Source organism: Pseudomonas sp. c313 (assembly GCF_055407145.1).
In genome coordinates this window covers 624,819-649,620 of record NZ_JBUZRD010000002.1, presented here as the reverse complement: position 1 = coordinate 649,620, position 24,802 = coordinate 624,819, and the positions used below count along the sequence as shown (strand labels likewise).

Here is a 24,802-nt window from a genome sequence, read left to right as displayed (position 1 = left end):
TCGCGAAAAGCGGTAGGGCGCCACGTTTATTCAGGCAGCCCGCCGTAGCGGCTGAATATCTGCTCCAAGGTCGGCACCTGGGTCCCCCAGGTGCCGAACCCTTTAAGCTTCTCGATCATTTCGCCATTCTGGAAAATCAGTAGGGTGGGGGTGCCAGTCACCTCCGGATGCCTGGGGGTTTGGGCGGTGTCGAGCACCAGGCTTTCCACGGTTTCGGTATATTTTCCGGCAATGCGCATAAAGAGTGGCACGGCTTCCTCGCACGCCGGACAGTGCTGTGAGACAAACAGCATGAAGACCGCTTTTGGCGTCTTCAGGACCCGCTGGTAATCCTCGTGACTGGCAATAACTGCGGTGGCAATCCCCATGATGATCTCCTTCTCGAAAGCCCGATAGCTCCTGCACTCAAGCTAAGCCAGGAAGCGGATACGGTCTACTGTCAGAACTCACAGGTAGCCAATGATCTCGGCTGCTGCCTGCATCTCTTTTGTGCGCGTAAAAGACTCACGTGTGCACCCAAATGTGACTTGTCACCGATACGTGGGGCCATCGGTAGCAATCTGGGTTTCGTTATTGGTTTAACAACGCTTCGTTCATAAATTTCTATCTATCTGATTTACAACAAATTTAAGCCTTCAATGTTTTTCTGCTGCAGCCTGTGGCACACTTTCTGCTGTCTATTCCGTTGTTACATACCAAGTTCCGGTATAGCGGAATATACAACTCCTGGAGTGCTTGTCATGCATCAGCGACCTTCCGTATTCAAAGCGTGTGCTTTTCTCTTCGCCGCATCGGCTTCCCTCGCAAACGTTGTGCAAGCGGCGGACAGCAAGCTCGACAGCGTGCTCTCCCGTGGGCATCTGATCGTGGGTACAGGCAGTACCAATGCGCCGTGGCACTTCCAGGGAGCGGATGGCAAGTTGCAAGGTTTTGATATCGACATCGGCCGAATCGTGGCCAAGGGGTTGTTCAACGACCCCAGTAAGGTCGAGTTTGTGGTGCAGTCCTCCGACGCGCGGATTCCCAACCTGCTGACCGACAAGGTCGACATGAGCTGCCAATTCATCACCATCACCGCCAGCCGTGCGCAGCAAGTGGCGTTCACCCTGCCGTACTACCGCGAGGGCGTCGCCCTGCTGCTGCCGACCAACAGCAAATACAAGGAAATCGAAGACCTGCAAGCCGCAGGCGACGACGTCACCGTGGCCGTGCTGCAAAACGTCTACGCCGAAGAACTGGTGCACCAGGCGCTGCCCAAGGCCAAGGTCGACCAGTACGACAGCGTCGACCTGATGTACCAGGCCGTGAACTCCGGCCGTGCCGACGCCGCCGCCACCGACCAGTCTTCGGTCAAGTACCTGATGGTGCAGAACCCCGGCCGCTACCGCAGCCCAGCCTACGCCTGGAGCCCGCAGACCTACGGCTGCGCCGTCAAGCGTGGCGACCAGGACTGGCTGAACTTCGTCAACACCGCGCTGCATGAGGCCATGACTGGCGTCGAGTTCCCGATGTACGCGGCGTCGTTCAAGCAGTGGTTCGGTGTTGACCTGCCAACGCCAGCAATTGGTTTTCCCGTCGAATTCAAATGATCGTGAGCGCGGGGCGCTGCTGCTGGCGCCCCGATTAAGGTACTGCTGACCATGAATTATCAGTTGAATTTTGCCGCCGTATGGCGCGATTTTGACAGTTTGCTGGTGGGGCTCGGTTTGGGCCTTCAACTGGCATTGCTGTCGATTGCCATTGGTTGCGTGATCGGCCTGCTGGCGGCCTTTGCCCTGCTGTCCAAACACCGTGCGCTGCGAATCCTGGCGTCGGTGTATGTGACGGTGGTCCGCAATACGCCGATCCTGGTGCTGATCCTGTTGATCTACTTTGCCTTGCCGAGCCTGGGGATTCGCCTGGATAAAATCCCCTCGTTCATCATCACCCTGTCGCTGTACGCCGGTGCCTACCTGACCGAAGTGTTCCGCGCCGGGCTGTTGAATATTCCCAAGGGTTTGCGTGAAGCGGGGTTGGCCATCGGCCTGGGCGAGTGGCGCATTCGTGCCTACATCACCGTGCCGGTGATGCTGCGCAACGTGCTGCCGGCGCTGTCGAACAACTTCATCTCGCTGTTTAAGGACACCTCCCTGGCGGCCGCAATCGCGGTGCCGGAGCTGACCTATTACGCCCGCAAGATCAACGTCGAAAGCTACCGGGTGATTGAAACCTGGATGGTCACGACCGCGCTCTACGTGGCCGCCTGTTACCTCATCGCCATGCTGCTCCGTTACCTGGAACAGCGTCTGGCAATTCGTCGCTAAGGAGGCCCCATGTACGAATCCCCCAGCTGGCTGCATGAGTTGTGGATCGCCCGGGAAACCCTCTGGGCGGGGTTCCAGACCAGCGTTTATTGCTCGGTACTGGCGATTATTTTCGGCACCCTGATCGGCATCGTCGCCGGGCTGGTGCTGACCTACGGCAAGTTCTGGATGCGCGCGCCGTTTCGCCTGTATGTCGACCTGATCCGTGGCACGCCGGTGTTTGTACTGGTATTGGCCTGCTTCTACATGGCTCCGGCCCTGGGTTGGCAGATCAGCGCGTTCCAGGCCGGCGCATTGGGCCTGACGCTGTTTTGCGGTTCACACGTTGCCGAAATCGTCCGAGGCTCGCTGCAGGCTATTCCTCGTGGGCAACTGGAAGCGGGCAAGGCCATCGGACTGACGTTCTACCAGTCCCTCGGTTATGTGCTGTTACCCCAGGCATTGCGGCAGATCCTGCCGACCTGGGTCAACTCGTCCACGGAAATCGTCAAGGCCTCCACACTGCTGTCGGTGATCGGCGTCGCCGAGTTGCTGCTCAGTACGCAACAGGTAATCGCCCGGACCTTCATGACCCTGGAGTTCTACCTGTTCGCCGGTTTTCTGTTCTTTGTCATCAACTACGCCATCGAGTTATTCGGGCGCTACATTGAAAAGCGGGTGGCCTTGCCATGACTCCTTCTAACACAACTGCAGTAAACAATAGCCAACCGCTGCTGGACATTCGCGGCCTGCGTAAACAATACGGCCCAGTGGAAGTGCTCAAGGGCGTCGACCTGGCCATGGACCGTGGCAATGTGGTGACGCTGATCGGTTCCAGTGGCTCGGGCAAGACCACGCTATTGCGCTGCGTCAACCTGCTGGAAGAGTTCCAGGGTGGGCAGATTACTCTCGACGGTGAGTCCATCGGTTACAACGAAGTCAACGGCAAGCGCGTGCGCCACGCCGAGAAAGTCATCGCCCAGCATCGCGCGATGACTGGCATGGCGTTCCAGCAGTTCAACCTGTTTCCGCATTTAAGCGCATTGCAAAACGTCACCCTGGGACTGCTCAAGGTCAAGAAAATGGGCAAGGACGAGGCGGTGGCACTGGCGGAAAAATGGCTGGAGCGTGTAGGTCTTCTGGAACGCCGTAACTACTTTCCTGGTCAGTTATCTGGCGGCCAGCAACAGCGTGTGGCGATTGCCCGGGCGATTGCCATGAATCCCAGCCTGATGCTGTTCGACGAAGTGACCTCGGCCCTCGATCCGGAATTGGTTGGCGAAGTGCTCAGCGTCATCAAGGGCCTGGCGGAGGAGGGCATGACCATGTTGCTGGTCACCCACGAAATGCGTTTTGCCTATGAAGTCTCAGACAAGATCGTCTTTATGAACCAGGGCCGCATTGAAGAGCAGGGGCCACCGAAGGACATCTTTGAGCGCCCGCAATCGCCACGCCTGGCGGAATTTCTCAAGAACATTCGTTTTTAATTGTTTTAATCAGGAGAACCATTATGAGCATTACTCGTTACGGCGCCGGCAGTACCGCTGGCGGTGGCCAGCCGCGCCCTTTCGCCCGCGCCGTAGAAGCGGATGGCTGGTTGTATGTGTCGGGCCAGGTGCCGGCGGTGGATGGCGAAATCATCCAGGGCGGGATCATCGAACAGACTCGCCAGACCCTGCGCAACGTCGTCGCCATTCTCGAAGAGGCCGGCTATGAGCTCAAGGATGTGGTGCGTGTTGGTGTGTGGCTGGAAGACCCACGGGATTTCTGGAGTTTCAACAAGGTGTTCGGCGAGTACTTCAGCCCGGAACACGCCCCGGCACGAGCCTGTGTGCAGGCGAACATGATGGTCGATTGCAAGGTTGAGATTGATTGCGTGGCCTACAGGAAAAAAGGCTAAATGCCCGATTGACCTGTGGATAGGGGGCAAGCCTCCTGGCCACAAGGTTTTGCCAGTTTTCAAAGATGTGTAGATGCCCATGCACACATTAAGCCTTTGACGGGACCCGACACTGCCATGACCGAAGACACCATCAAGCGCCGCGCCAAAGGCCTGGACCGGGCGTTCGATATCCTCGATTTCCTCAAGGAAGTTGGCCAGCCCCTGCGCCCCAACGATATTGCCAGCGGCATCGGCAGCCCGAAATCCACCGTCTACGAACTGGTCGCTTCGCTGCTGGAGCGACGGATTCTCGAAACCGTGGGCAAGGACGGTCACGTCTACCTCGGCCGTCAGTTGTACTTCCTTGGCCAGGCGCATTTGCGTCATTTCGACCTGACCCGCGAGGCCGATCACGCCTTGCAGGAAATCGTCAGCCAGACCCACGAAACCGCGCAGATGTGCCTGCTTAACGGGCGCAAATACACCGTGGCGCTGATGCGTGAAGGCGAGCGGCATTTTCGCATTTCCTCGGACATCGGCGAGAACGCGCCGATCCCCTGGACCGCCTCCGGACGCTTGTTGCTGGGGCATCTGAGTGACCAGCAAATCATCGACCTGATCGACCATGACGACTTCATTTTGCCGGACGGTCAGCGCCTGCCCCTGGAGACCTTCCTTGGGCAAATCCGTCAGGCCAGCGTCGATGGTTTTTTCTCCTTCGACAGTGTGGCCGACACCTTTACCCATTGCTTTGCCGCCCCGGTACGGGACGCGCAGGGCATCAGCATTGCGACCCTGTGTATCGTTGCCCCGCGGGCCGATGCCAAGAACAATTACAACGACTATCGCCGGGTGTTGATTGAAAGCGCCAACAACCTGGCCCGTCGCATCAATGAATAGGAGATTGTCCATGACTGCCTTCAATGCTGTCGAAAAAGGCGCCGCTCAAATCGGTGCCCACCTGGTGCGCGACGTCAGCCTGCCAGCCCTGGTACTGCACCGCGACGCCCTGGAGCACAACATTCGCTGGATGCAGGATTTCGTCAGCAGCAGTGGCGCGCAACTGGCGCCACACGGCAAGACCAGCATGATGCCGGCACTGTTCCAGCGTCAGCTTGAGCAGGGCGCCTGGGGTATCACCCTGGCCACTGCGGTGCAGACTCACGCCGCCTATGCCGGTGGCGTGCGGCGGGTGCTGATGGCCAACCAATTGGTGGGCGCGCCGAACATGGCGCTGATCGCCGAGTTGCTGGCCAACCCTGAGTTCGACTTCCACTGCATGGTCGATCACCCGGACAACGTTGCCGACCTGGGCGCCTTCTTCGCTGCACGGGGCCTGCGCCTGAACGTGATGATCGAATACGGTGTGGTCGGCGGGCGTTGTGGCTGCCGCAGCGAGCAGGAAGTATTGAACCTGGCCAGCGCGATCAAGGCGCAGCCAGCCTTGGCGTTGACCGGTATTGAAGGCTATGAAGGTGTGATCCACGGCGACCAGGCTGTCAGCGGCATCCGTGAATTCGCCGCCTCGCTGGTGCGCCTGGCGGTGGACCTGCAAAACAGTGGTTCTTTCGACCTCGGCAAGCCGATCATTACCGCGTCGGGTTCGGCCTGGTACGACCTGATTGCCGAATCATTCGAAGCGCAAAACGCTGCCGGTCGCTTCCTCAGTGTGCTGCGTCCGGGCAGCTACGTGGCGCACGACCATGGCATCTACAAAGAGGCGCAATGCTGCGTGCTCGACCGTCGCAGTGACCTCAATGAAGGCCTGCGCCCGGCGCTGGAAGTCTGGGCGCACGTGCAGTCGTTGCCGGAACCAGGCTTTGCGGTGATAGCCCTGGGCAAGCGCGACGTGGCCTACGACGCCGGGTTGCCGGTGCCGCTGCTGCGTTACAAAGCTGGCGTGGTACCCGCGGTGGGCGATGATGTCAGCGCCTGCAAGGTCACGGCAGTGATGGACCAGCATGCGTTCATGACTGTAGCGCCTGGGGTTGAGTTGCGTATCGGCGACATCATCTCCTTCGGCACTTCCCATCCGTGCCTGACCTTCGACAAATGGCAAGTGGGTAATCTGGTGGATGAGCAATTGCAGGTGATCGAGTCCCTGCGTACCTGCTTCTAATGTAGGCGCGAGCTTGCTCCGGGCGGCGTTCCGACGATGGTCGTTAACGATAACGCTGGCATCCTGAATGCACTCGGCGCCTGCCAGTTCTTCGCGAGCAAGCTCGCTCCTACAGAAAAGCAGCCTAAAGCACACCATGAGAACCAAGGCATGAACACAACCCCTCGCATCGCCCTGATCGGCGAATGCATGATCGAACTGCAACACCGCGCCGACGGAAGCCTGCAACAAAGCTTCGGGGGCGACACCCTGAACGCCGCTGTTTACCTGCGACGCGAACTGGGCGAAGGCGCCAGTGTTGATTACGTCACGGCCCTGGGCGATGACAGCTTTAGCGACGCCATGTGCAAGCAGTGGTCTGAAGAAGGCCTCGGCTTGGGCATGGTCCAGCGCTTGCCGGGTCGTCTGCCGGGCTTGTACTGCATCCAGACCGACGCCCGCGGCGAGCGCAAGTTTCTCTACTGGCGCAACGAAGCGGCGGTGCGCGACTGTTTCACCACGGCGGCGGCGGAACCTATTCTGGCCGCATTACCGGCTTACGATGTGCTGTATTTCAGCGGCATCACCCTGGCGGTATTGGGCGAAGTGGGGCGCGAGCGTCTGTTGGAAACCCTGATCGAGGCCCGCAAGCGTGGTGCCAAGGTGGTGTTCGACAACAACTACCGGCCGCGCTTGTGGGCCAGTGCCGAGGTGGCGAGAACGGCTTATCACCCAGTGTTGGCGCAGGTAGATATCGCCTTGTTGACCGAGGATGACGAGCGGGCGCTGTTTGGCTATGAGGACAGCGAGCAGGTGTTTGCCGCTTACCCGGCGATTGGCGAAGTGGTGCTCAAACGCGGCGCTGATGAGTGTCTGATTCGCTGTGACGGCGAGCGTTTTACCGTCCCGGCCTTGGTGGTCGAGAAGGTGGTGGACACCACGGCGGCGGGGGATTCGTTCAGTGCGGCGTATCTGGCCAGTCGGCTCAAGGGCGGCACGCCGCAGCAGGCAGCATTGGCCGGGCATCGCTTGGCGAGCCGGGTGATTCGGGTGCCTGGAGCGCTTATCCCAAGGGAATAGAACGACCTGACCTGTGGCGAGCGGGCAAGTCCGCTCGCCATAAAGGCTCATCAATCGCGGTAAAACACCTGCACCAGGTGATAGCCAAACTTGCTCTTGATCGGCCCATGCACTACCCGCAGAGGCTTTTTAAAGATCACCGCATCAATCACCCCGACCATCTGCCCAGGTTGCACTTCACCCAGGTCGCCGCCGCGCTTGCCGGACGGGCAGGTGGAGTACTTCTTCGCCAGCACATCAAAGGCTTCGCCCTTGGCAATACGCTGCTTGAGCTGTTCGGCTTCTTCGCTGGTCTTCACCAGGATGTGACGGGCTTGGGCTTTCATTGATCAATTACCTGGCTTGCTTATGTCGTAAGGCTTAAGGCGCGCGATTATGCCTGAACTCATTTATGGGTGCTGATCATGCTGCGGATTTTATTGGCCAGCAGGTCAATGGAGAACGGCTTGGCCACCATGTCCATGCCTTCTTCCAGAAAGCCCTGGCGCTCGGCGGCCATCTCGGCATAACCGGTCATGAACAGCACCTTGAGCCCGGGGCGATGCTGACGGGCGATCTCCGCCAATTGCCGGCCATTCATCCCCGGTAACCCGACATCGGTCACCAGTAAGTCCACCCGCAGGTCGGATTCCAGCAACGGCAACGCCGCCCGCGCATCGGCGGCCTGGTGGGCGGTGTAACCCAGTTCATCCAACACATTGACCACCAGCATGCGCACCGCCGGATCGTCCTCGACCACTACCACAGCTTCGCCAGCCATGGCCACTGGGGCTTCCCCGAGGTTGGTGGGCATGGTTTTTTCAAGCGCGGTGCCATGTAGGCGCGGCATGTACAGGCGTACGCAAGTGCCCTGGCCTGGCTCGCTTTGAATCGTTACGTGGCCGCCGGATTGCTGGGCAAAGCCATAAATCATCGACAGCCCAAGGCCTGTGCCCTGGCCGATGGGCTTGGTGGTGAAGAATGGATCGAAGGCCTTGGCCAGGACCTTCGCGCTCATGCCGGCGCCGTTGTCGCTGACACCGAGCATCACGTAGTCACCGGCCTTGACTGGCTCCGGGGTGGAAATATCGGTGTCATCCAGGTAGCTGTTGGCGGTTTCGATGCACAGTTCGCCGCCATCGGGCATGGCGTCGCGAGCGTTGATCACCAGGTTGAGCAGGGCGTTTTCCAGTTGGCTGGCATCGGTATTGACCGGCCAGATATCGGTGCCCAGCCGCACCTTGAGTTCGATATGGGCGCCCTTGGTGCGGCGAAATAGCTCTTCCAGGGAGGCGACCAGTTGGTTGGGGTCGATAGGCCGTCGGTCCAGCGATTGGCGCCGGGAGAAGGCCAGCAGACGATGGGTCAGCGCTGCCGCCCGATGGGCCGAGGACACGGCGGCGTCGGTGAAACGGCCAATCTCATCGCTGCGCCCGGCGGCGATGTAGCGCTGCATCAAGTCCAGGCTGCCGATGATGCCGGTGAGCATGTTGTTGAAGTCATGGGCGATACCGCCGGTGAGCTGGCCGACCGCTTCCATTTTTTGCGCATGGCGCAGGGCGTCCTCGGCCCGTTCGCGTTCGTACATCTCGTTTTGCAGGCGCTGGTTGGCCTCGGCCAGGGCCTGGGTGCGCTGGCTGACCCGCTCTTCGAGGTTATCGTTGAGGTGGCGCAACGCCTCTTCGGTGAGTTTGCGTTCGGTTTCATCGATCACAAAAATGTAGAAGCCATTCACCGAACCGTCGCCGCTGAAACGCGGCAAATATTTCATCAGCGCATGCCGTGGCCGGCCATCCCGATGGGGGGTGACGGTGACAAAGCTGCAGGCCTTGCCCTTGAGCGCGGCGGCAATTTTATCGGCGCGCCCGGCATAGAGCTCCTCACCGAGTACTTCGCGAATGGTCTTGCCATACAGCTCTTGCGGGGTTTTGCCGTACCAGTCCAGGTAGGCGCTGTTGTTCAGGCGAAAGCGTTGTTCGTGGTCGACGTAGCCAATCAGCACCGGCATGGCGTTGATGATCAGTTGCAGCTCGGTCTGGCTTTGGCGCAGTGCTTGTTCGGAGTGTTTGCGTTCAGTCAGGTCCAGGGCGGCGCCGAGAAAACGCGCCGGGCGGCCATGATGATCCTTGTAGCAGCGGCCACGGGCGAACACCCAGCGCACCTGGCCGTCGGCCTGCAGCAGGCGGTATTCCTCGGCGTACTCGGTGCTGTGGGTGATGCAATGCTTGATGCTGCGGGCGACCATGCCGCGGTCTTCAGGGTGTACGCCGTGCAGGTAGTCGCTGATGGGCAGCAGGCTCGCCTCATGGGGGTCGACCCCGTGCAGTTGCGCGAAGTGGGCGTCAGCGATGAAGCGGTCTTCGCCGATGTCCCAGTCCCAGGTGCCCACGGCATCGGTGGCCGCCAGGGCCAGTTGCAGGCGTTGTTCGGTGTTGTGCTGGGACTTGAGGCTTTCTTCGGAGCGTTGTTGCAACTCCAGGGCGATACGCCGGCGCTCGTTGGTCTCGATAGCGGTGACCAAAATGCCGGCGACGTTGCCGCGCTCGTCGCGGATCGGGCTATAGGTCAGGTCCAGCCAGATATCGGTGTCGCGGTGGTTGCGTTGCAGGACGAAACGCTGCTCGGTGAACGCGCGTACCTGGCCGGCGAGTACCGCACTGTAGATTGGGTCGGTAAACGGTTTCATCTCCGGCCAGACCAAGTCCACCGGCTGGCCGAAGGCAGCAGGGTGCTTGTTGCCGGCCAGCAGGGCGAAGCCGTCGTTGTAGATCTGGGTGAGTGACGGGCCCCATAGCAACAGCATTGGCATGGGCGAGTGGATCACGATGTCGACGGCAGTGCGCAGGCTTTGTGGCCAGTCGCTGGCATCACCGAGGGGGCTTTTGGCCCAATCCAGCCGGGTAATCAGTGCTGCGGCCTCGCTGCCGGTGGGTGATCCGCTCATGTAAAAGCCCTGTGCGTAACGCTTTGAAGAATGACAAAAACCGATTATCCCGCGAGTCGGGAAAGGCTTTCTACCCTCGAAAAATAGCATGCTTGAGGGGTTTGTCTTCAAATGAGTGCGCCAAGGCTAAAGCGTTTTACCTTTCTGTCAGGTCAGGTGGTCAGCTCCTGGCGATTGCGAAACTGCTCCAGCGCCTCAGGATTGGCCAGGGCGTCGGTGTTCTTGACCGCCTCGCCATGCACCACGTTGCGCACCGCCAGTTCGACGATTTTGCCGCTGATAGTGCGCGGAATGTCCGTCACTGCGAGGATCTTCGTTGGCACGTGGCGGGGCGTGGTGTTGGCGCGGATCACCTCGCGGATCTGCTGTTGCAGCGCCTCATCCAGCTCTATCCCGTCATTGAGGCGGACAAATAGCACCACCCGCACATCGTCCTGCCAGCGCTGACCGATGGCCAGGCTTTCCAGTACCTGGGGTACTTTCTCCACCTGGCGGTAAATCTCTGCCGTGCCGATGCGCACGCCGCCGGGGTTGAGCACTGCGTCGGAGCGGCCATGGATCAGCAGGCTGCCGTTGGGCCGTTGCTCGGCATAGTCGCCCTGCGCCCAGACACCGGGAAACTGGCTGAAATAAGAGGCACGCAGCTTTTCCTGGTGCGGGTCGTTCCACAGGCCGATGGGCATCGCCGGGAAGTGTCGGGTGCACACCAGTTCACCCTTTTCACCGATCAGGGGGCGTCCCTGGTCGTCCCACACTTCGATGGACATTCCCAGGCTTTTGCACTGCATTTCGCCGCGCCGTACGGGCAGCACAGGGTTGCCAATCACAAAGCAGGAGACTATATCGGTGCCGCCGGACATGGATGACAGGCACAGTTCTTCCTTGACCTCGCGGTACACGTAGTCGTAGCTCTGCGGCGACAGTGGCGAACCGGTGGAAATCAGGCCCTTGAGGCTACTCAGGTCGTGGCTCAGGCGCGGCTTGAGGCCGGCCTTTTCCAGGGTGGCGAGGTATTTCGGGCTGGTGCCGAAGACGCTGATTTTTTCCTGGTCGATCAGGTCAATCAACCGCTCCGGCCCGGGATGAAACGGCGAGCCGTCATACAGCACTGCCGTGGCGCCGATGGCCAGCACCGAGACCAGCCAGTTCCACATCATCCAGCCGCAGGTGGTGTAGTAGAACAGGCAGTCGTCCCTGGACAGGTCGGCGTGCAGGCCGTGTTCCTTGAGGTGGGTCAGCAGCACGCCGCCGGTGCCGTGGATGATGCACTTGGGTACGCCGGTGGTGCCGCTGGAATAGAGGATGTACAGCGGGTGATCGAAGGGTACGGCGACGAATTCGGGCTCGCCGCCGACGGCGTAGAACTCCTCCCACAGCGCAACCTTGGCCTGGGTCCGATAATCCTCAGCGCGTGCCTCGGGCCGGGCGTAAGGCACGATGATCAGTTGTTGCAGGGACGGCAGGCGTTCGAGGATTTCATTGAGCTTGGCGCTCTGGTCGATGACCTTGCCGGCGTAGCGGTAACCGGCGCAGGTGATCAGCACCTTGGGTTCTATTTGGCCGAAGCGGTCGATCACCCCTTGAGTGCCGAAGTCCGGCGAAGAGCAGGACCAGATCGCACCCAGGCTGGTAGTGGCGAGCATGCCCACCAGGGTTTGCCAGGTGTTTGGCATGCAGGCGGCAACCCGATCCCCGGTGCCAACACCGGCCGCTCGCAGGCTGTATTGCAGGCCGGCGACGTGTTGGGCCAGTTCGGCGTAGGTCAGTTGTTCGCGTTGTCCGTCTTCGCTGATAGCCACCACCGCCGGATGATCATCACGACGGCGCAGCAGGTGCTCGGCGAAGTTCAGGGTGGCGCCGGGAAACCAATGGGCGCTGGGCATCTGCGCGTCTTCGATCAGTGCCGCGCTGGGCGGGGTACGGAACTGCACGTCGAAGAATACGACAATCGCGCGCCAGAAGTCCGGGCGCTCATCGATGCTCCATTGGTGCAGGGCCGGATAGTCATTGATCTGCACGCCGTGGCGCTCATTGATAAAGCGCCGGAACTGGTCCATTCGGGTGGTGCGGATGCGTTCGGGGCTGGGTTGCCAGAGGATGTTGGACATGATCGGCCTATTGTTATTTTTTGATAGTGCAGTGCTTTTGTCATGGCAGCTTTTACTGGGCCAGCCAACCACCATCAATATTCCACGCCGCGCCACGCACCTGGCTACCGGCTTCGCTGCACAAGAACAGCACCAACTCGCCCAACTGTGGCGGCGTCACAAACTCCAGGGACGGCTGCTTTTCGGCCAGCAAATCATGCTGCGCCTGCTGCGGATCAACCCCGGCGGTAATACGATCATCAATCTGCTTCTGCACCAGCGGGGTCAGTACCCAGCCTGGGCAAATGGCGTTGCAGGTGACGTTGCTGGTGGCGGTTTCCAGGCCCACCACCTTGGTCAGGCCGATTACCCCGTGCTTGGCGGCCACGTAAGCCGCCTTACCCACCGAGCCGACCTGGCCGTGCACCGAGGCGATGTTGACGATCCGTCCCCAGCCCTTGGTCTTCATGCCCGGCAGGCTCAGGCGCGTGCTGTGAAACACCGAGGACAGGTTGATGGCGATAATCGAATCCCAGCGTTCCACCGGGAAGTCTTCCACGGCGGCTACGTGCTGGATGCCGGCGTTGTTCACCAGGATGTCGACGCCGCCGAACTCGCGATCGGCATAGGCGATCATCTCGGCGATTTGCGCCGGGTCACTGACATCCGCCGGGTGATGGCCGACCTTGCCGCCGAACGCTTGCACCTGGGCGATCACCGCACTGGCGTCGCCGAAGCCATTGAGGATCAGGTTGGCGCCGGCCTTGGCCAGGCTCAGGGCAATCCCCAGGCCGATACCGCTGGTGGAGCCGGTGACCAGGGCGGTCTTGCCGTTCAATGTCGTCATGAAAACCTCACACAATGCCGGTGGCATAGAAAGTACCGATCACCACGAACACCGCGAGGGTCTTGATGATGGTGATGCCGAAAATGTCTTTATAGGCTTCGCGGTGGGTCAGCCCGGTCACCGCCAGCAGCGTGATGACGGCGCCGTTGTGGGGCAGGGTGTCCATGCCGCCGCTGGCCATGGCCGCGACCCGGTGCAGCACTTCAAGGGGGATATTGGCCGCATGCGCTGCCGAAATAAAGCTCTCGGACATCGCCGCCAGGGCGATGCTCATGCCGCCGGATGCAGAACCGGTGATGCCGGCCAGCAGGGTCACGGTAATCGCTTCGTTGACCAGTGGGTCGGGGATGCCCTTGAGCCAGTCTGCCAGCACCAGGAAGCCCGGCAAGGAGGCGATCACCGCGCCAAAGCCGTATTCCGAAGCGGTGTTCATCGCCGCCAGCAGCGCACCGCTGACCGCGCTTTTACTGCCTTCGGCCAGCTTGCTGCGGATCGCCGAAAAGCCGAACACCAGCACCATGATGATCCCCACCAACAGCGCCGCTTGCACTGCCCAGATTGCCGTGAGCTTGGCGATCTCGGTCTGCACCGGCACGCTCATGCCCGGCAGGCTGAGGCTGTGGGTTTTGCCGTACCACAGGGGAATCCAGTGGGTGAACAGCAGGTTCATGACCCCCACCAGCAATAGCGGCGACAGGGCGATCCAGGGGTTGGGCAGCTTGATGTCTTCAGCAGTTTCCGGCTCGTTGCGCAGTTCGGTGCCGTAGCCTTCACCGGCACGCTGGGCCTTGTTGCGCTGGCGGGCCAGGTAGAGCATGCCGGCGCAGAACACGAAGATGGCGCCGATCACGCCCAGCCACGGGGCAGCCCAGGCGGTGGTGTTGAAAAAGGTGCTGGGGATGATGTTCTGGATCTGCGGCGTGCCAGGCAGTGCGTCCATGGTGAATGAAAATGCACCGAGGGCGATGGTCGCGGGGATCAGGCGCTTGGGGATATTGCTCTGGCGGAACATCTCGGCGGCAAACGGGTACACCGCGAACACCACCACAAACAACGACACGCCGCCGTAGGTCAGCAAGGCGCAGACCAGCACGATTACCAGCATCGCCTGGCGAGTGCCGAGCAAACGAATGGCGGCGGCGACGATGGAGCGCGAGAAGCCGGAAATCTCAATCAGCTTGCCGAACACCGCACCCAGCAGGAACACCGGGAAGTACAGTTTGATAAAGCCGACCATTTTTTCCATGAACACCCCGGTGAAGGCGGGCGCGACGGCGGAGGGGTCGGTGAGTAATACGGCGCCGAGGGCGGCAATGGGAGCAAACAGGATGACGCTGTAGCCACGGTAGGCCGCCAGCATCAGCAGCGCGAGGGCTGCGAGGGCAATGATCACACTCATGGAGTGTCTCCAATCGGATTGTTATTTTTGTGTGGGTGAAGCTGTGGAGAGAGGCTATAGCGGGATTTGTGCCAAGTTGTTAACTTGTTGAAATATATGAATATTATTTTGTTTTAGTAAAGATTATTCAGCGCTTATCTCTGTTTTGAGACGAGTACTGGCTCACTGTAGGAGCGAGCTTGCTCGCGATGGTCGTCAACGATAACGCTGGCATCCAGGATGCATGCGGTGCCTTTGCGCTTTTCGCGAGCAAGCTCGCTCCTACAAGGGCTGTCTCTGTTTGGGGATTTTCATCTCTTTATTGAGATTGTTCGATGCCCAACGACACCATTTTCTTGTATAAGGTCGACCTACCCAGCCCCAACCGCTTCGCCGCCTCAACCACATTCCCCTCACACGCCTTAAGCGCCGCCCCAATCACCTGCCGATCAAACCGTTCCCGCGCCGCACTGAAGGTTTCACCTTCAGCCGACTCCACGGCACTGCGCTCCACCGGACTGAACGTGCCAATCGCCGCGCGAATCTCGCGGGCATCAAGCACCAGGTCATCACTGAGCAGCGCCGCCCGCTCCAGCACGTTGCGCAACTCGCGGATATTCCCCGGCCAGGCGTGCTGTGCCAGGAGCGCCAAGGCCTCGCGATCCAGTTCATGCTCGCTGCGCAGTTCCTCCAGGATTGCTTCACTCAACGCCGGCAGGTCGTCCAGGCGGTCGCGCAAGGGCGGGACCTGGATCGGCAGGACGTTAAGGCGGTAATACAAGTCCGCCCGAAACTCGCCGCGCTTGATCGCGGCTTCCAGGTCCATGGACGTCGCGGCGATCACCCGCACATCGCTGTGGATCATCTCGTTGGAGCCCACCGGCTCGAACTCCTTCTCCTGCAACACCCGCAGCAATTTGCTTTGCAGTGGCAGCGGCATGTCGCCGATTTCATCGAGAAACAACGTGCCGCCTTGGGCGATCTGCAACTTGCCGGGGCGGCCCTTGCGGTCGGCGCCGGTGAAGGCGCCGGGGGCGGTGCCGAAGAATTCGGCTTCCAGCAGGTCATGGGGGATCGCGGCACTGTTGATGCTGACGAACGCCTTATGGGCGCGCGGTGAGGCGCCGTGAATGGCTTGGGCCAACAATTCTTTGCCGGTACCGGTTTCCCCCAGCAGCAACACCGGTGATTCGGCGCTGGCGCTGCGTCGGGCACGGCGTTTGACTTCCAGGCTGGCGGCGCTGGTGCCGATAAAGTGCGCGAAGTTGTACTTGCTCTGGCGTGAGCGCAGCAGCGAGCGGGTGGAGGCCAGTTCCTGCTGCATGCTCAGGTAACGTTCGATCAGCGGCGACAGGTTGCGCAGTTCATCGAACAGGGCAAAACCAATGGCGCCGATCACCGCGCCGGCATCGTCATGGATTGGCAGGCGCATCACCACCAGCGGGCCTTTGGGGGTGTCCTGGATATCCAGCAGGATGGGCAGGTCTGTGCGCACCACCTGGCGCAACAGGCTATTGGAAATCACCTGCTCGCACGGTTGGCCGATGGCCTGGTCGGCGCTTTTGAGGCCGAAGCGCTTGGCGTAGCGCTCGTTCATCCAGACGATATTGGCGTCGCTGTCGACAATCACCGTGCCTTCGCTGGACTGCTCGATGATCTTGAACAACGAGCGGATCGCCAGGGCGCGAACGCGTTGGTAGTCCTTGAGGCTTTCGGTGGTGTTCATGTCAGGCAATCCGTTTTACACGCATGCAGCGGCGAGGAGTTCTTGGGTGTAAGGATGCTGTGGCGATTCAAATACGTCATGGCTCGGCCCGCGCTCCACCACCTTGCCGTCCTTGATCACGATCATGTCATGGGCCAGGGCGCGCACCACCGCCAGGTCATGGCTGATAAACAGGTAGGTCAGGCCGTATTTTTCCTGGAGTTCGCGCAGCAGAGCGACCACTTGTTTCTGCACCGTACGGTCAAGTGCCGAGGTCGGTTCATCCAGCAGCATCAACGCGGGCTTGAGCACCAGGGCGCGGGCGATGGCGATGCGTTGGCGCTGGCCGCCGGAGAATTCGTGGGGGTAGCGATGGCGGCTGGCGGGGTCCAGGCCTACGTCTTCGAGCACCTGAATCACCTGCGCCTCCCGGTCCTTGAGGCTGCACGGGGCATGGACTTCCAGGCCTTCGCTGATGATCTGCTCCACCGACATGCGCGGGCTGAGGCTGCCGAAGGGGTCCTGGAACACCACTTGCATTTGCTTGCGCCAGGGGCGCATTTGCTTGTGGGTCAGGCCGTCGAGGGCTTCACCCTGGAAGCGAATGCCGCCGCTGGAATCCAGCAACCGCAGGATCGCCTGGCCGAGGGTCGACTTGCCGGAGCCGGATTCGCCGACGATCCCGAGGGTCTTGCCGCGCTGCACGCTCAGGCTGATACCGTCCACTGCCCGCAGGTATTGCTTGCGTCGAAACAGGCCGCCGCCGATCTGGAACTGCACGCTCAAGTCATCGACCTGCAGCACGGTCTCGTACTCGTCGCGGCACAACGGGGCGCCAGCCGGTTCGGCGTCCAGCAACAGGCGGCTGTAGGGATGTTGCGGGGCGCTGAACAGGGTTTGGCAGTCGGCCTGCTCGACGATTTCCCCGGCACGCATCACGCAGACTCGCTGGGCAATACTGCGCACCAGATTGAGGTCGTGGCTGATCAGCAACAGCGACATGCCCAGGCGTTGTTGCAGGGACTTGAGCAGCACCAGGATCTTGCGCTGCACCGTCACATCCAGTGCCGTGGTGGGTTCGTCGGCGATCAACAGTTCCGGTTCGCAGGCCAGAGCCATGGCGATCATCACTCGCTGGCGCTGACCGCCGGACAGTTGATGGGGATAGGCCTTGAGCCGTTCCTGGGGTTTCTGGATGCCTACCAGTTCCAGCAGCTCAAGGATGCGCGCTTGCGCCGCCTTGCCGCCCAGGCCCTTGTGCAGCAGCAGGATTTCGCCGATCTGCTTTTCGATACTGTGCAGCGGGTTGAGGGAGGTCATCGGCTCTTGGAAGATCATCGCAATCCGGTTGCCCCGCAGCTTTTGCAGGGTGGAGGCGGATGCGCCAATCAACTCCTGGCCGCGATAACGCACGGAACCTGTGGTTTCAGTGCCGACTTCGGGCAGCAGTTGCAGGATCGAGTGGGCGGTCACCGACTTGCCGGAACCAGATTCACCCACCAGCGCCAGGCACTCGCCGGGGCGCACATCCAGGCACAGCTTGCGCACCACGGTCTGGCCGTTGAAGGCGACGCACAGGTCGCGGATCTCGATCAGGTTGTCGGTCATACATTCGCTGCCTTTCATGATCGTGGGTCGAAGGCGTCACGCAACGCCTCGCCGATAAACACCAGCAGCGACAGAATAAGCGCCAGGGTGAAAAACGCCGTTAGCCCCAGCCAGGGCGCTTGCAGGTTCTGTTTGCCTTGGGCGATCAGCTCACCCAATGAGGCGCTGCCCGCCGGCATGCCGAAACCGAGGAAGTCCAGGGCGCTCAAGGTTGAAATCGCCCCGGTCAGAATGAATGGCAAATAGCTCAAGGTGGCATTCATTGCGTTGGGCAGGATATGCCGGCGGATGATCTTGGCGTCGCTCAGGCCCAACGCCCGTGCGGCTTTGACGTATTCGAGATTGCGCCCGCGCAGGAATTCGGCGCGTACCACGTCCACCAGGGCCAGCCACGAGAACAGCGCCATGATCCCCAGCAACCACCAGAAATTCGGCTCGACAAACCCCGAGAGGATGATCAGCAGGTACAGCACCGGTAATCCCGACCACACTTCCAGTATTCTCTGCCCGAGCAGGTCTACCCAGCCGCCGTAATAACCCTGCAAGGCCCCGGCGGCAATGCCGATGGCGCCGCTGATGACAGTCAGGGCCAGGGCGAAGAGGATTGACACTCGCGCACCGAAGATCACCCGCGCCAGTACGTCGCGGGACTGGTCGTCGGTGCCCAGCCAGTTCACCGTCGACGGCGGGCTTGGGGCAGGGCGGGTCAGTTCATAGTTGGGGGTGTCGTCGCTGAAGGGGATCGGCGGGAACAGCATCCAGCCGCCGTCTTTCTTGATCAGCTTTTGCACGTAGTCGCTGCGGTAGTCAGCCTGGAACGGCAGTTGGCCGCCGAACTGTTGTTCGGTGTAGCGCTTGAAGGCCGGGAAGTACAGTTCGTCCTGGTAGCTGAGTACCAAGGGCTTGTCATTGGCGACCAACTCGCCGCCCAGGGTCAGGATGAACAGGCCGATAAACAGCCACAGCGACCACCAGCCGCGACGGTTTTTCTTGAAGCGTTCAAAGCGCCGGCGAGCCACGGGAGACAGTCTGAGCATCAGGCGTTCCTCGCGGCGAAGTCGATGCGCGGGTCCACCAGGGTGTAGCAGAGGTCACCGATGAGCTTTATCAAAAGGCCGAACAAGGTGAAGATAAACAACGAGCCGAACACCACCGGGTAATCCCGCGAGACGGCGGCTTCGTAGCTCATGCGGCCCAGGCCGTCGAGGGAGAAGATCACCTCGATCAGCAGGGAGCCTGCGAAGAACACGCTGATGAACGCCTGGGGAATACCGGCGATCACCAGCAGCATCGCGTTGCGAAACACATGGCCGTAGAGCACGCGGCGTTCGCTCAGGCCCTTGGCGCGTGCGGTGACCACGTATTGGCGAGTGATTTCATTGAGGAACGAGTTTTTGGTGAGGATGGTCAAGGTGGCAAAGCCGCCGATCACCAGGGCGCTGACCGGCAACACCAGGTGCCAGAAGTAGTCGGCGATCTTGCCGACAGTGCTTAACTGGTCGAAGTTTTCCGAGACCAGGCCACGCACTGGGAACCAGTTCAGCGAGGTGCCTCCGGCAAAGACCACGATCAGGAACATCGCAAACAGGAACGCCGGCATTGCATAACCGATGACGATGGCCGTGCTGCTCCATATGTCGAACTGGCTGCCATGGCGCACCGCCTTGCGAATCCCCAGGGGAATTGATACGAGGTAGGTGATCAGCGTCGCCCACAGGCCCAGGGAAATGGTCACGGGCATTTTTTCCAGAATCAGATCAATCACCGTCGAGCCGCGAAAGAAGCTGTTGCCGAAATCCAGTTGGGCGTAGCTTTTGAGCATCAACCACAGGCGCTCCGGCGCTGGCTTGTCGAAGCCGTACTGTTTTTCGATGTCCTTGATCAGTTTTGGGTCCAGCCCGCGACTGGCCCGCGAACCGCTGCTGATGCTTTCGCCGGACGAGCCGCCAATGCCACCGCCGCCAATCCCTTGCAGGTGGGCGATGGCCTGCTCCACCGGGCCGCCCGGTGCGGCCTGGACGATGACGAAATTCACCAAGAGGATGATCACCAGGGTGGGGATGATCAGCAGCAGGCGCCGCACGATATAGGTAAACATCAGTGGGCACCTCCCGACTGGCCGCGCTTGATCAGCTCGGCGTCCATTTGCTCATTGGTCAGCGGTGTGTGGCTGACTTCCCACCAGGTTTCCAGGGCTTCGTCATTGCTGGCTGCCACGGCCGGGCGACCGAAGCGGTTCCACCATGCCGCCGAGGCGCCGTACGGGTAGTAATTGGGGATCCAGTAGTAATTCCATTGCAGCACCCGGTCCAGGGCGTGGGCATAGCTGAGCATCTGCGCCTGGGTGGTAGCGCGGACCAGCCCGGTGATCAGAGTATCCACCGCCGGGTTTTTCAACACTATGTAGTTGTTGGCGCCGGGATCGAAGGCGGCGGACGAGCCGAAGTAGTTGTACAGCTCCATCCCCGGCGAGGTGGTGACCGGGAAGCCGGTGACGATCATGTCGTAGTCCCGGGCCATCAGGCGATTGACGTACTGCGACGAGTCGATACGGCGGATATTGAGGGTGATGCCGATCTGCGCCAGGTTGCGCTTGTAGGGCAACAACAGGCGTTCAAGGCCGCCTTGGGCATTGAGGAAGGTGAACTCCAGCGGTTCGCCGGCGGCGTTGACCAGTTTGTCGCCATCGGGCTTCCAGCCGGCCTGTTCCAACAGTTCCAGGGCTTGCAGTTGTTTGTCGCGGATCATGCCGGTGCCGTCGGTGGTCGGCGCCTTGAATACTTTGGTGAAGACTTCGTCGGGAATCTGCCCGCGCAGGGGTTCGAGAATCGCCAGCTCCTGAGCGTCCGGCAACTGAGTGGCCGCCAGCGGGCTGTTGGAGAAATAGCTTTGCTGGCGGATGTACATATTGCGCATCATCTGCCGGTTCGCCCACTCGAAATCCCAGAGCATGGCCAGGGCCTGACGCACGCGGCGGTCCTGGAATATCGGTTTTTGCGTGTTGAACACGTAGCCCTGGGCCGGTTGCGGCGCGTCCTTGGCCAGGTGCGCTCGTTGCAGGCGGCCGTCGTCCAGGGCTGGGCCGTTGTAGCCGATGGAGTAGCCGGTGGCGGAGAATTCGCGGTTGAAATCGTAGGCGCCGCCCCGCAGGACTTGGCGCGCGACTTCGGTGTCACCGAAGTACTCCAGGCTCAGGTGATCGAAGTTGTACAGGCCACGGCTGACGGGGAGGTCTTTGCCCCACCAGTCAGGGTTGCGCTGGAAGCTGATGGTGTTGCCCGAATCAACCTTGCTGACGCGGTACGGGCCGCTGCCCAGTGGCGCTTCGTAGCCGCCGCCGTTGGCGAAGTCGCGGGTTTTCCACCAGTGCTCGGGGAAGACCGGCAGGGTGGCGATGTCCAGGGGCAGGGTGCGGTTTTCGTTGCTGGAAAAGTCGAAGCGCACTTGCCGAGGGCCTTCCACTTCGACGTGCTTGACGTCGGCGAACAGGGTTCGGTAACGCAGGCTGCCCTGGGTCATCAGCAGGTCGAAGGTGTAGCGCACGTCTTCGGCGGTGATCGGCGTGTTATCGGCAAACTTGGCTTTGGGGTTGAGGTAGAAACGCAGGGACAGACCGTCGTCTGACCGCTCCATTTTTTCCGCCACCAGGCCATAGACGGTGTAGGGCTCATCCAGGGAGCGCTGGGCCAGGGGCGAGTACACCCAGCCGTCGAGTTGGCTGACGCCGATGCCTTTATCGATATACGGCAGGACGTGGTCGAAACGGCCGATCTCCACGGCCGAGCGCCGCAGGCTACCGCCCTTGGGGGCCTTGGGATTGGCGTAGGCAAAGTGGCTGAAGTCGGCGGGGTATTTCGCCGGTTCTCCGTAGACGGTCAATGCCTGTTGCGGCGCGGCGACAACGGCCGCGCTCGCCATCAGCAGGGCCAGGGTGGAGCAAAGCAGGGGCGAGCCAAATAAGGTGAAGAAGTCCAGTCGCATTATCAGCCTTGAGCGCCGGGTGAAGAAGGAAGGGGATTTGTACGCTAACCGCGCACGCGTCGCCAGTCGCCATGCTGTCGCACAAACACAACGGCCCACCAAAAGGCGGGCCGTTGTTTTATGCATCAGTGCACAGGGATCAGTCCTGGCGACTGGTCACTTCCAGCAGGTGATAACCGAACTGGGTTTTCACTGGGCCTTGCACGGTATTGACCGGGGCGCTGAAGACCACGGCGTCGAACTCCTTGACCATCTGGCCTGGACCGAACGAGCCCAGGTCGCCACCTTGACGGCTGGATGGGCAAGAGGAGTTGGCTTTGGCAACTTCGGCGAAGTCGGCGCCGCCTTCGATCTGGGTCTTCAGTTCGTTGCACTTGTCTTCAGTGGCAACCAGGATGTGGCGGGCGGTGGCTTTGGCCATGAGGGGTAACTCCTTGAATAAAAAAGGTGAGCGTACCGGATTCAGGCGGTTATTTCCCGGCAAAGTTCCGATGATGTTCACGCAGCCGATGGGCAGCGTCGCGCAGCAACTGGTCTGTCCCGTTCCAACCCAGGCAACCGTCTGTCACCGATACCCCGTAGCGCATCGACGGGCCCAGTGGTTGACAGCCTTCAAACAGGTGGCTTTCCAGCATCATGCCGATCAGTGATGTGTCGCCTTGCAAGCGCTGCTCCAGCACCTCATTGAACACTGCCGGTTGGCGTAAAGGGTCCTTGCCACTGTTGGCGTGGCTGCAATCGACCATGATCCGCGTGGCTACCTTGGTTTTCGCCAGGTCGTCTTTCACCTGGGCCACGCTCTGGCGGTCGTAGTTCGGCCCACGGTGGCCGCCGCGCAACACCAGGTGGGTGTCGGGGTTGCCCTGGGTCTGGATGATCGCCGGATGCCCCTGGCTGTCAACACCGAAGTGGCGGTGCGGATGAGTGGCAGAGCGCATGGCGTCGCAGGCGATGGCGACGCCGCCGTCGGTGCCGTTCTTGAAACCGACGGGGATGCCCAGGCCGCTGGCCATTTCCCGGTGGATCTGCGATTCGGTGGTGCGTGCGCCAATGGCGGCCCAACTGAGCAGGTCATCGAAGTAGCCGGCAGCCATCGGTTGCAGTAACTCGGTGGCGACGGGCAGGCCCAGGCGCAGCATTTCGCGCATCAATTCACGGGACAGGGTCAGGCCGGCGGCCATGTCGTCGCTGCCATCCAGGCGCGGGTCGTAGGCAAGACCCTTCCAGCCGATGGTGGTGCGGGGTTTTTCGACATAGGCGCGGATCACCAGCAGCATCTGGTCACTGACCTCATTGGCCAGTTTCTTCAGGTTGCGGGCGTATTCCATGGCCGATTCCGGGTCGTGGATCGAGCAGGGGCCAACGATGACCAGCAGGCGCGAGTCCTTGCCATCGAGAATGGCGCGCACGGCCTGGCGATGGGCGCTGACTTGCTCGGTCAGGAACGGGCTCAGGGGCAGTTGCTGCTTGAGTTCAAGGGAACTGGGCAAACGCTGGGTCAGCGTTTCATTGGCACAGGACAGGGTGCAAGCAGGCAGGGTGGCGATGGACGAGTTCATATTCGGGCTTCCTGGGCAAGCGGCGGGCTGTTCCCGCACGCTCGGCCCTACTGGGGTGTTCGACAATTGGCCAGACTGGCTACGTGTGTTGGCTTGCCACCTGTAGGTGACCGATCGGAGGCGGCAGGCTGTCCCGAGCGGAGCTTGCTAAATCGCCAGGCGGTGCAAGTGTCGTAGCGGTAATAAGTGATGTAGTTCATGTTGCGATTCCTTTAAGTATTCTGGATCAAGCAAAAAGTGAGGGGCCGAAAAAACAAAACCCCCGGTCGGGGAGCCGACCGGGGGTTAGATTTCTCTGGTAGGCGACCCCTTGATTCGTGGGCGCCGATTTCAGGTATCAGGCGCGCCAGTGGCTAAACCAATAACCAAAATAAAAGCTGACCAGTGCGCTCAAACCGTTCACGCGGGTAGCCACGACCGAACGCTGGGCGTTGGCGGTAGGGCGAACCTGAGTGTGGGTGAGTTGCAACATGGCGTGTCTCCAAATGATGGGTGGAGCTTAACTGAGGCGTGCGGGTGGATTCAATCAGTAATTTCTATTGCGCTTGGGTACTTACGGCTATGGCTCAACTGCCGATATGCTGCATGAAACTTCACGATGATTGCTGGGACGCGACCACATGACTGCCTTGACCCTTGCTGCTGCTCAATCCATCTCCATTGCTGGTGACGTGCCAGCGAACATCGCCCGCCATCTGACCTTCATGCGTCGTGCAGTCGAGCAAGGCGTGCAGTTGCTGGTGTTTCCAGAGCTTTCCTTGACAGGTTATGAGCCGTCCCTCGCCGCTGACCTGGCAATTGCCCCGGATGATGCAGTGCTGGCGCCGCTGCGTGAGATGGCCCGTGAGCTGCACATGACGGCGGTGGTCGGCATGCCGATCCGGCTGGCACCAGGCGCGGAGGTGCTGATTGGCGCACTGGTATTGGCGGCGGATGGTTCGTTGGCGGTGTACAGCAAGCAGCACCTGCATCCCGGTGAAGAAGTGGCATTTGCCCCCGGAGTGGGCGGCGCCGCGCTGGAGTGGGGTGACGACAGGATCGCACTGGCGGTGTGTGCAGACTTTTCCCACGCCAGCCATCCGCGTCAGGCGGCCGCGCTTGGGGCCAACGTCTATGCGGCCGGTGTGTTGATCAGCGAAGGCGGTTACGCGCCAGACACGGCTTTGCTCCAGGGCTACGCGGCCGAGCACTCGATGGTGGTGCTGATGGCCAATCACGGCGGGCCTACCGGTGGCTGGACTTGTGCCGGGCGCAGCGCCATCTGGGCGGCAGATGGCAGTTTGATCGCGGCGGCGCCTGGGGTGGGTGATGTTTTGGTGATCGCCCGCAGAAATGCTGGGCGGTGGAGCGGGCAGCAGGTGGTGATTTGATT

23 protein-coding genes are annotated in these 24,802 nt (G+C 60.9%); 9 read left to right on the top strand and 14 right to left on the bottom strand.

Features of this window, described 5'->3' with window-relative positions:
- Window positions 1-26: 26 nt before the first annotated feature.
- A complete protein-coding gene (locus ACZRKZ_RS07885) occupies window positions 27-368 on the bottom strand; it encodes a thioredoxin family protein (protein WP_463981274.1) in 342 nt (113 codons plus the stop codon).
- A 372-nt stretch (window positions 369-740) separates the two neighbouring features.
- Here ACZRKZ_RS07885 and ACZRKZ_RS07880 point away from each other — a divergent pair, with 372 nt between their 5' ends.
- The 8 genes from ACZRKZ_RS07880 to ACZRKZ_RS07845 all read left to right on the top strand — a co-directional run bounded on the left by ACZRKZ_RS07880 (window position 741) and on the right by ACZRKZ_RS07845 (window position 7,342).
- The gene (locus ACZRKZ_RS07880; protein ID WP_463969510.1) at window positions 741-1,589 is read left to right on the top strand and encodes a transporter substrate-binding domain-containing protein; all 849 of its coding nucleotides are present in this window, start codon (window positions 741-743) and stop codon (window positions 1,587-1,589) included.
- A 51-nt stretch (window positions 1,590-1,640) separates the two neighbouring features.
- Window positions 1,641-2,303 (top strand): amino acid ABC transporter permease, encoded by a 663-nt coding sequence (locus tag ACZRKZ_RS07875; protein ID WP_463969511.1) that lies wholly within the window; start codon window positions 1,641-1,643, stop codon window positions 2,301-2,303.
- 9 nt (window positions 2,304-2,312) lie between these two features.
- Complete coding sequence (locus tag ACZRKZ_RS07870) at window positions 2,313-2,975, top strand: amino acid ABC transporter permease (protein ID WP_350616808.1); 663 nt, start codon at window positions 2,313-2,315, stop codon at window positions 2,973-2,975.
- Complete coding sequence (locus ACZRKZ_RS07865) at window positions 2,972-3,769, top strand: amino acid ABC transporter ATP-binding protein (RefSeq protein WP_463969513.1); 798 nt, start codon at window positions 2,972-2,974, stop codon at window positions 3,767-3,769. The genes ACZRKZ_RS07870 and ACZRKZ_RS07865 overlap by 4 nt, the downstream gene beginning before the upstream one ends.
- Window positions 3,770-3,792: 23 nt before the next feature.
- Window positions 3,793-4,182 (top strand): RidA family protein, encoded by a 390-nt coding sequence (locus ACZRKZ_RS07860; RefSeq protein ID WP_463981273.1) that lies wholly within the window; start codon window positions 3,793-3,795, stop codon window positions 4,180-4,182.
- Window positions 4,183-4,299: 117 nt separating this feature from the next.
- Window positions 4,300-5,064, top strand: a complete 765-nt coding sequence (locus ACZRKZ_RS07855) for an IclR family transcriptional regulator (RefSeq protein WP_149413941.1) — start codon at window positions 4,300-4,302, stop codon at window positions 5,062-5,064.
- A 10-nt stretch (window positions 5,065-5,074) separates the two neighbouring features.
- Window positions 5,075-6,283, top strand: a complete 1,209-nt coding sequence (locus tag ACZRKZ_RS07850) for an amino acid deaminase (protein ID WP_463981272.1) — start codon at window positions 5,075-5,077, stop codon at window positions 6,281-6,283.
- A 150-nt stretch (window positions 6,284-6,433) separates the two neighbouring features.
- Window positions 6,434-7,342 (top strand): sugar kinase, encoded by a 909-nt coding sequence (locus tag ACZRKZ_RS07845; protein WP_463981271.1) that lies wholly within the window; start codon window positions 6,434-6,436, stop codon window positions 7,340-7,342.
- Between the two features lie 50 nt (window positions 7,343-7,392).
- Here the strand turns inward: ACZRKZ_RS07845 and ACZRKZ_RS07840 are convergent, their stop codons facing one another.
- The 13 genes from ACZRKZ_RS07840 to ACZRKZ_RS07780 all read right to left on the bottom strand — a co-directional run bounded on the left by ACZRKZ_RS07840 (window position 7,393) and on the right by ACZRKZ_RS07780 (window position 23,902).
- Window positions 7,393-7,668: a peptidylprolyl isomerase gene (locus ACZRKZ_RS07840; RefSeq protein WP_149413944.1), complete on the bottom strand. Its 276-nt coding sequence runs from the start codon at window positions 7,666-7,668 to the stop codon at window positions 7,393-7,395.
- 59 nt (window positions 7,669-7,727) lie between these two features.
- Window positions 7,728-10,265, bottom strand: coding sequence for a PAS domain-containing protein (locus ACZRKZ_RS07835; protein ID WP_463981270.1), 2,538 nt, complete (start codon window positions 10,263-10,265; stop codon window positions 7,728-7,730).
- Window positions 10,266-10,417: 152 nt separating this feature from the next.
- Entirely contained in the window at window positions 10,418-12,373 is a 1,956-nt protein-coding gene (locus tag ACZRKZ_RS07830; RefSeq protein ID WP_463981269.1) for an acetoacetate--CoA ligase, read from the bottom strand.
- Between the two features lie 52 nt (window positions 12,374-12,425).
- Window positions 12,426-13,199: a 3-hydroxybutyrate dehydrogenase gene (locus tag ACZRKZ_RS07825; RefSeq protein ID WP_463981268.1), complete on the bottom strand. Its 774-nt coding sequence runs from the start codon at window positions 13,197-13,199 to the stop codon at window positions 12,426-12,428.
- A gap of 7 nt (window positions 13,200-13,206) precedes the next feature.
- Complete coding sequence (locus tag ACZRKZ_RS07820; RefSeq protein ID WP_463969520.1) at window positions 13,207-14,598, bottom strand: GntP family permease; 1,392 nt, start codon at window positions 14,596-14,598, stop codon at window positions 13,207-13,209.
- A 298-nt stretch (window positions 14,599-14,896) separates the two neighbouring features.
- Window positions 14,897-16,303 (bottom strand): sigma-54 interaction domain-containing protein, encoded by a 1,407-nt coding sequence (locus tag ACZRKZ_RS07815; protein ID WP_463981267.1) that lies wholly within the window; start codon window positions 16,301-16,303, stop codon window positions 14,897-14,899.
- Between the two features lie 15 nt (window positions 16,304-16,318).
- A complete protein-coding gene (locus ACZRKZ_RS07810) occupies window positions 16,319-17,890 on the bottom strand; it encodes an ABC transporter ATP-binding protein (protein ID WP_463981266.1) in 1,572 nt (523 codons plus the stop codon).
- A gap of 14 nt (window positions 17,891-17,904) precedes the next feature.
- Complete coding sequence (locus tag ACZRKZ_RS07805; protein ID WP_350616791.1) at window positions 17,905-18,927, bottom strand: ABC transporter permease; 1,023 nt, start codon at window positions 18,925-18,927, stop codon at window positions 17,905-17,907.
- Window positions 18,927-19,988 carry a microcin C ABC transporter permease YejB gene (locus tag ACZRKZ_RS07800; RefSeq protein WP_463969524.1) on the bottom strand — a complete coding sequence of 354 codons (1,062 nt, stop codon included), beginning with the start codon at window positions 19,986-19,988 and terminating at the stop codon, window positions 18,927-18,929. Before ACZRKZ_RS07800 ends, ACZRKZ_RS07805 begins: the two co-directional genes overlap by 1 nt.
- Complete coding sequence (locus ACZRKZ_RS07795; protein ID WP_463981265.1) at window positions 19,988-21,871, bottom strand: extracellular solute-binding protein; 1,884 nt, start codon at window positions 21,869-21,871, stop codon at window positions 19,988-19,990. Before ACZRKZ_RS07795 ends, ACZRKZ_RS07800 begins: the two co-directional genes overlap by 1 nt.
- A 139-nt stretch (window positions 21,872-22,010) precedes the next feature.
- Complete coding sequence (locus ACZRKZ_RS07790; RefSeq protein ID WP_149413954.1) at window positions 22,011-22,292, bottom strand: peptidylprolyl isomerase; 282 nt, start codon at window positions 22,290-22,292, stop codon at window positions 22,011-22,013.
- A gap of 49 nt (window positions 22,293-22,341) precedes the next feature.
- Entirely contained in the window at window positions 22,342-23,430 is a 1,089-nt protein-coding gene (locus ACZRKZ_RS07785; RefSeq protein WP_463969526.1) for a 3-deoxy-7-phosphoheptulonate synthase, read from the bottom strand.
- Between the two features lie 337 nt (window positions 23,431-23,767).
- Window positions 23,768-23,902 (bottom strand): hypothetical protein, encoded by a 135-nt coding sequence (locus ACZRKZ_RS07780; RefSeq protein ID WP_463969527.1) that lies wholly within the window; start codon window positions 23,900-23,902, stop codon window positions 23,768-23,770.
- A gap of 148 nt (window positions 23,903-24,050) precedes the next feature.
- On the opposite strand from ACZRKZ_RS07780, the gene ACZRKZ_RS07775 reads away from it, so the two are divergent.
- Window positions 24,051-24,800, top strand: a complete 750-nt coding sequence (locus ACZRKZ_RS07775) for a carbon-nitrogen hydrolase family protein (protein WP_463981264.1) — start codon at window positions 24,051-24,053, stop codon at window positions 24,798-24,800.
- The last annotated feature ends 2 nt before the right edge of the window (window positions 24,801-24,802 follow it).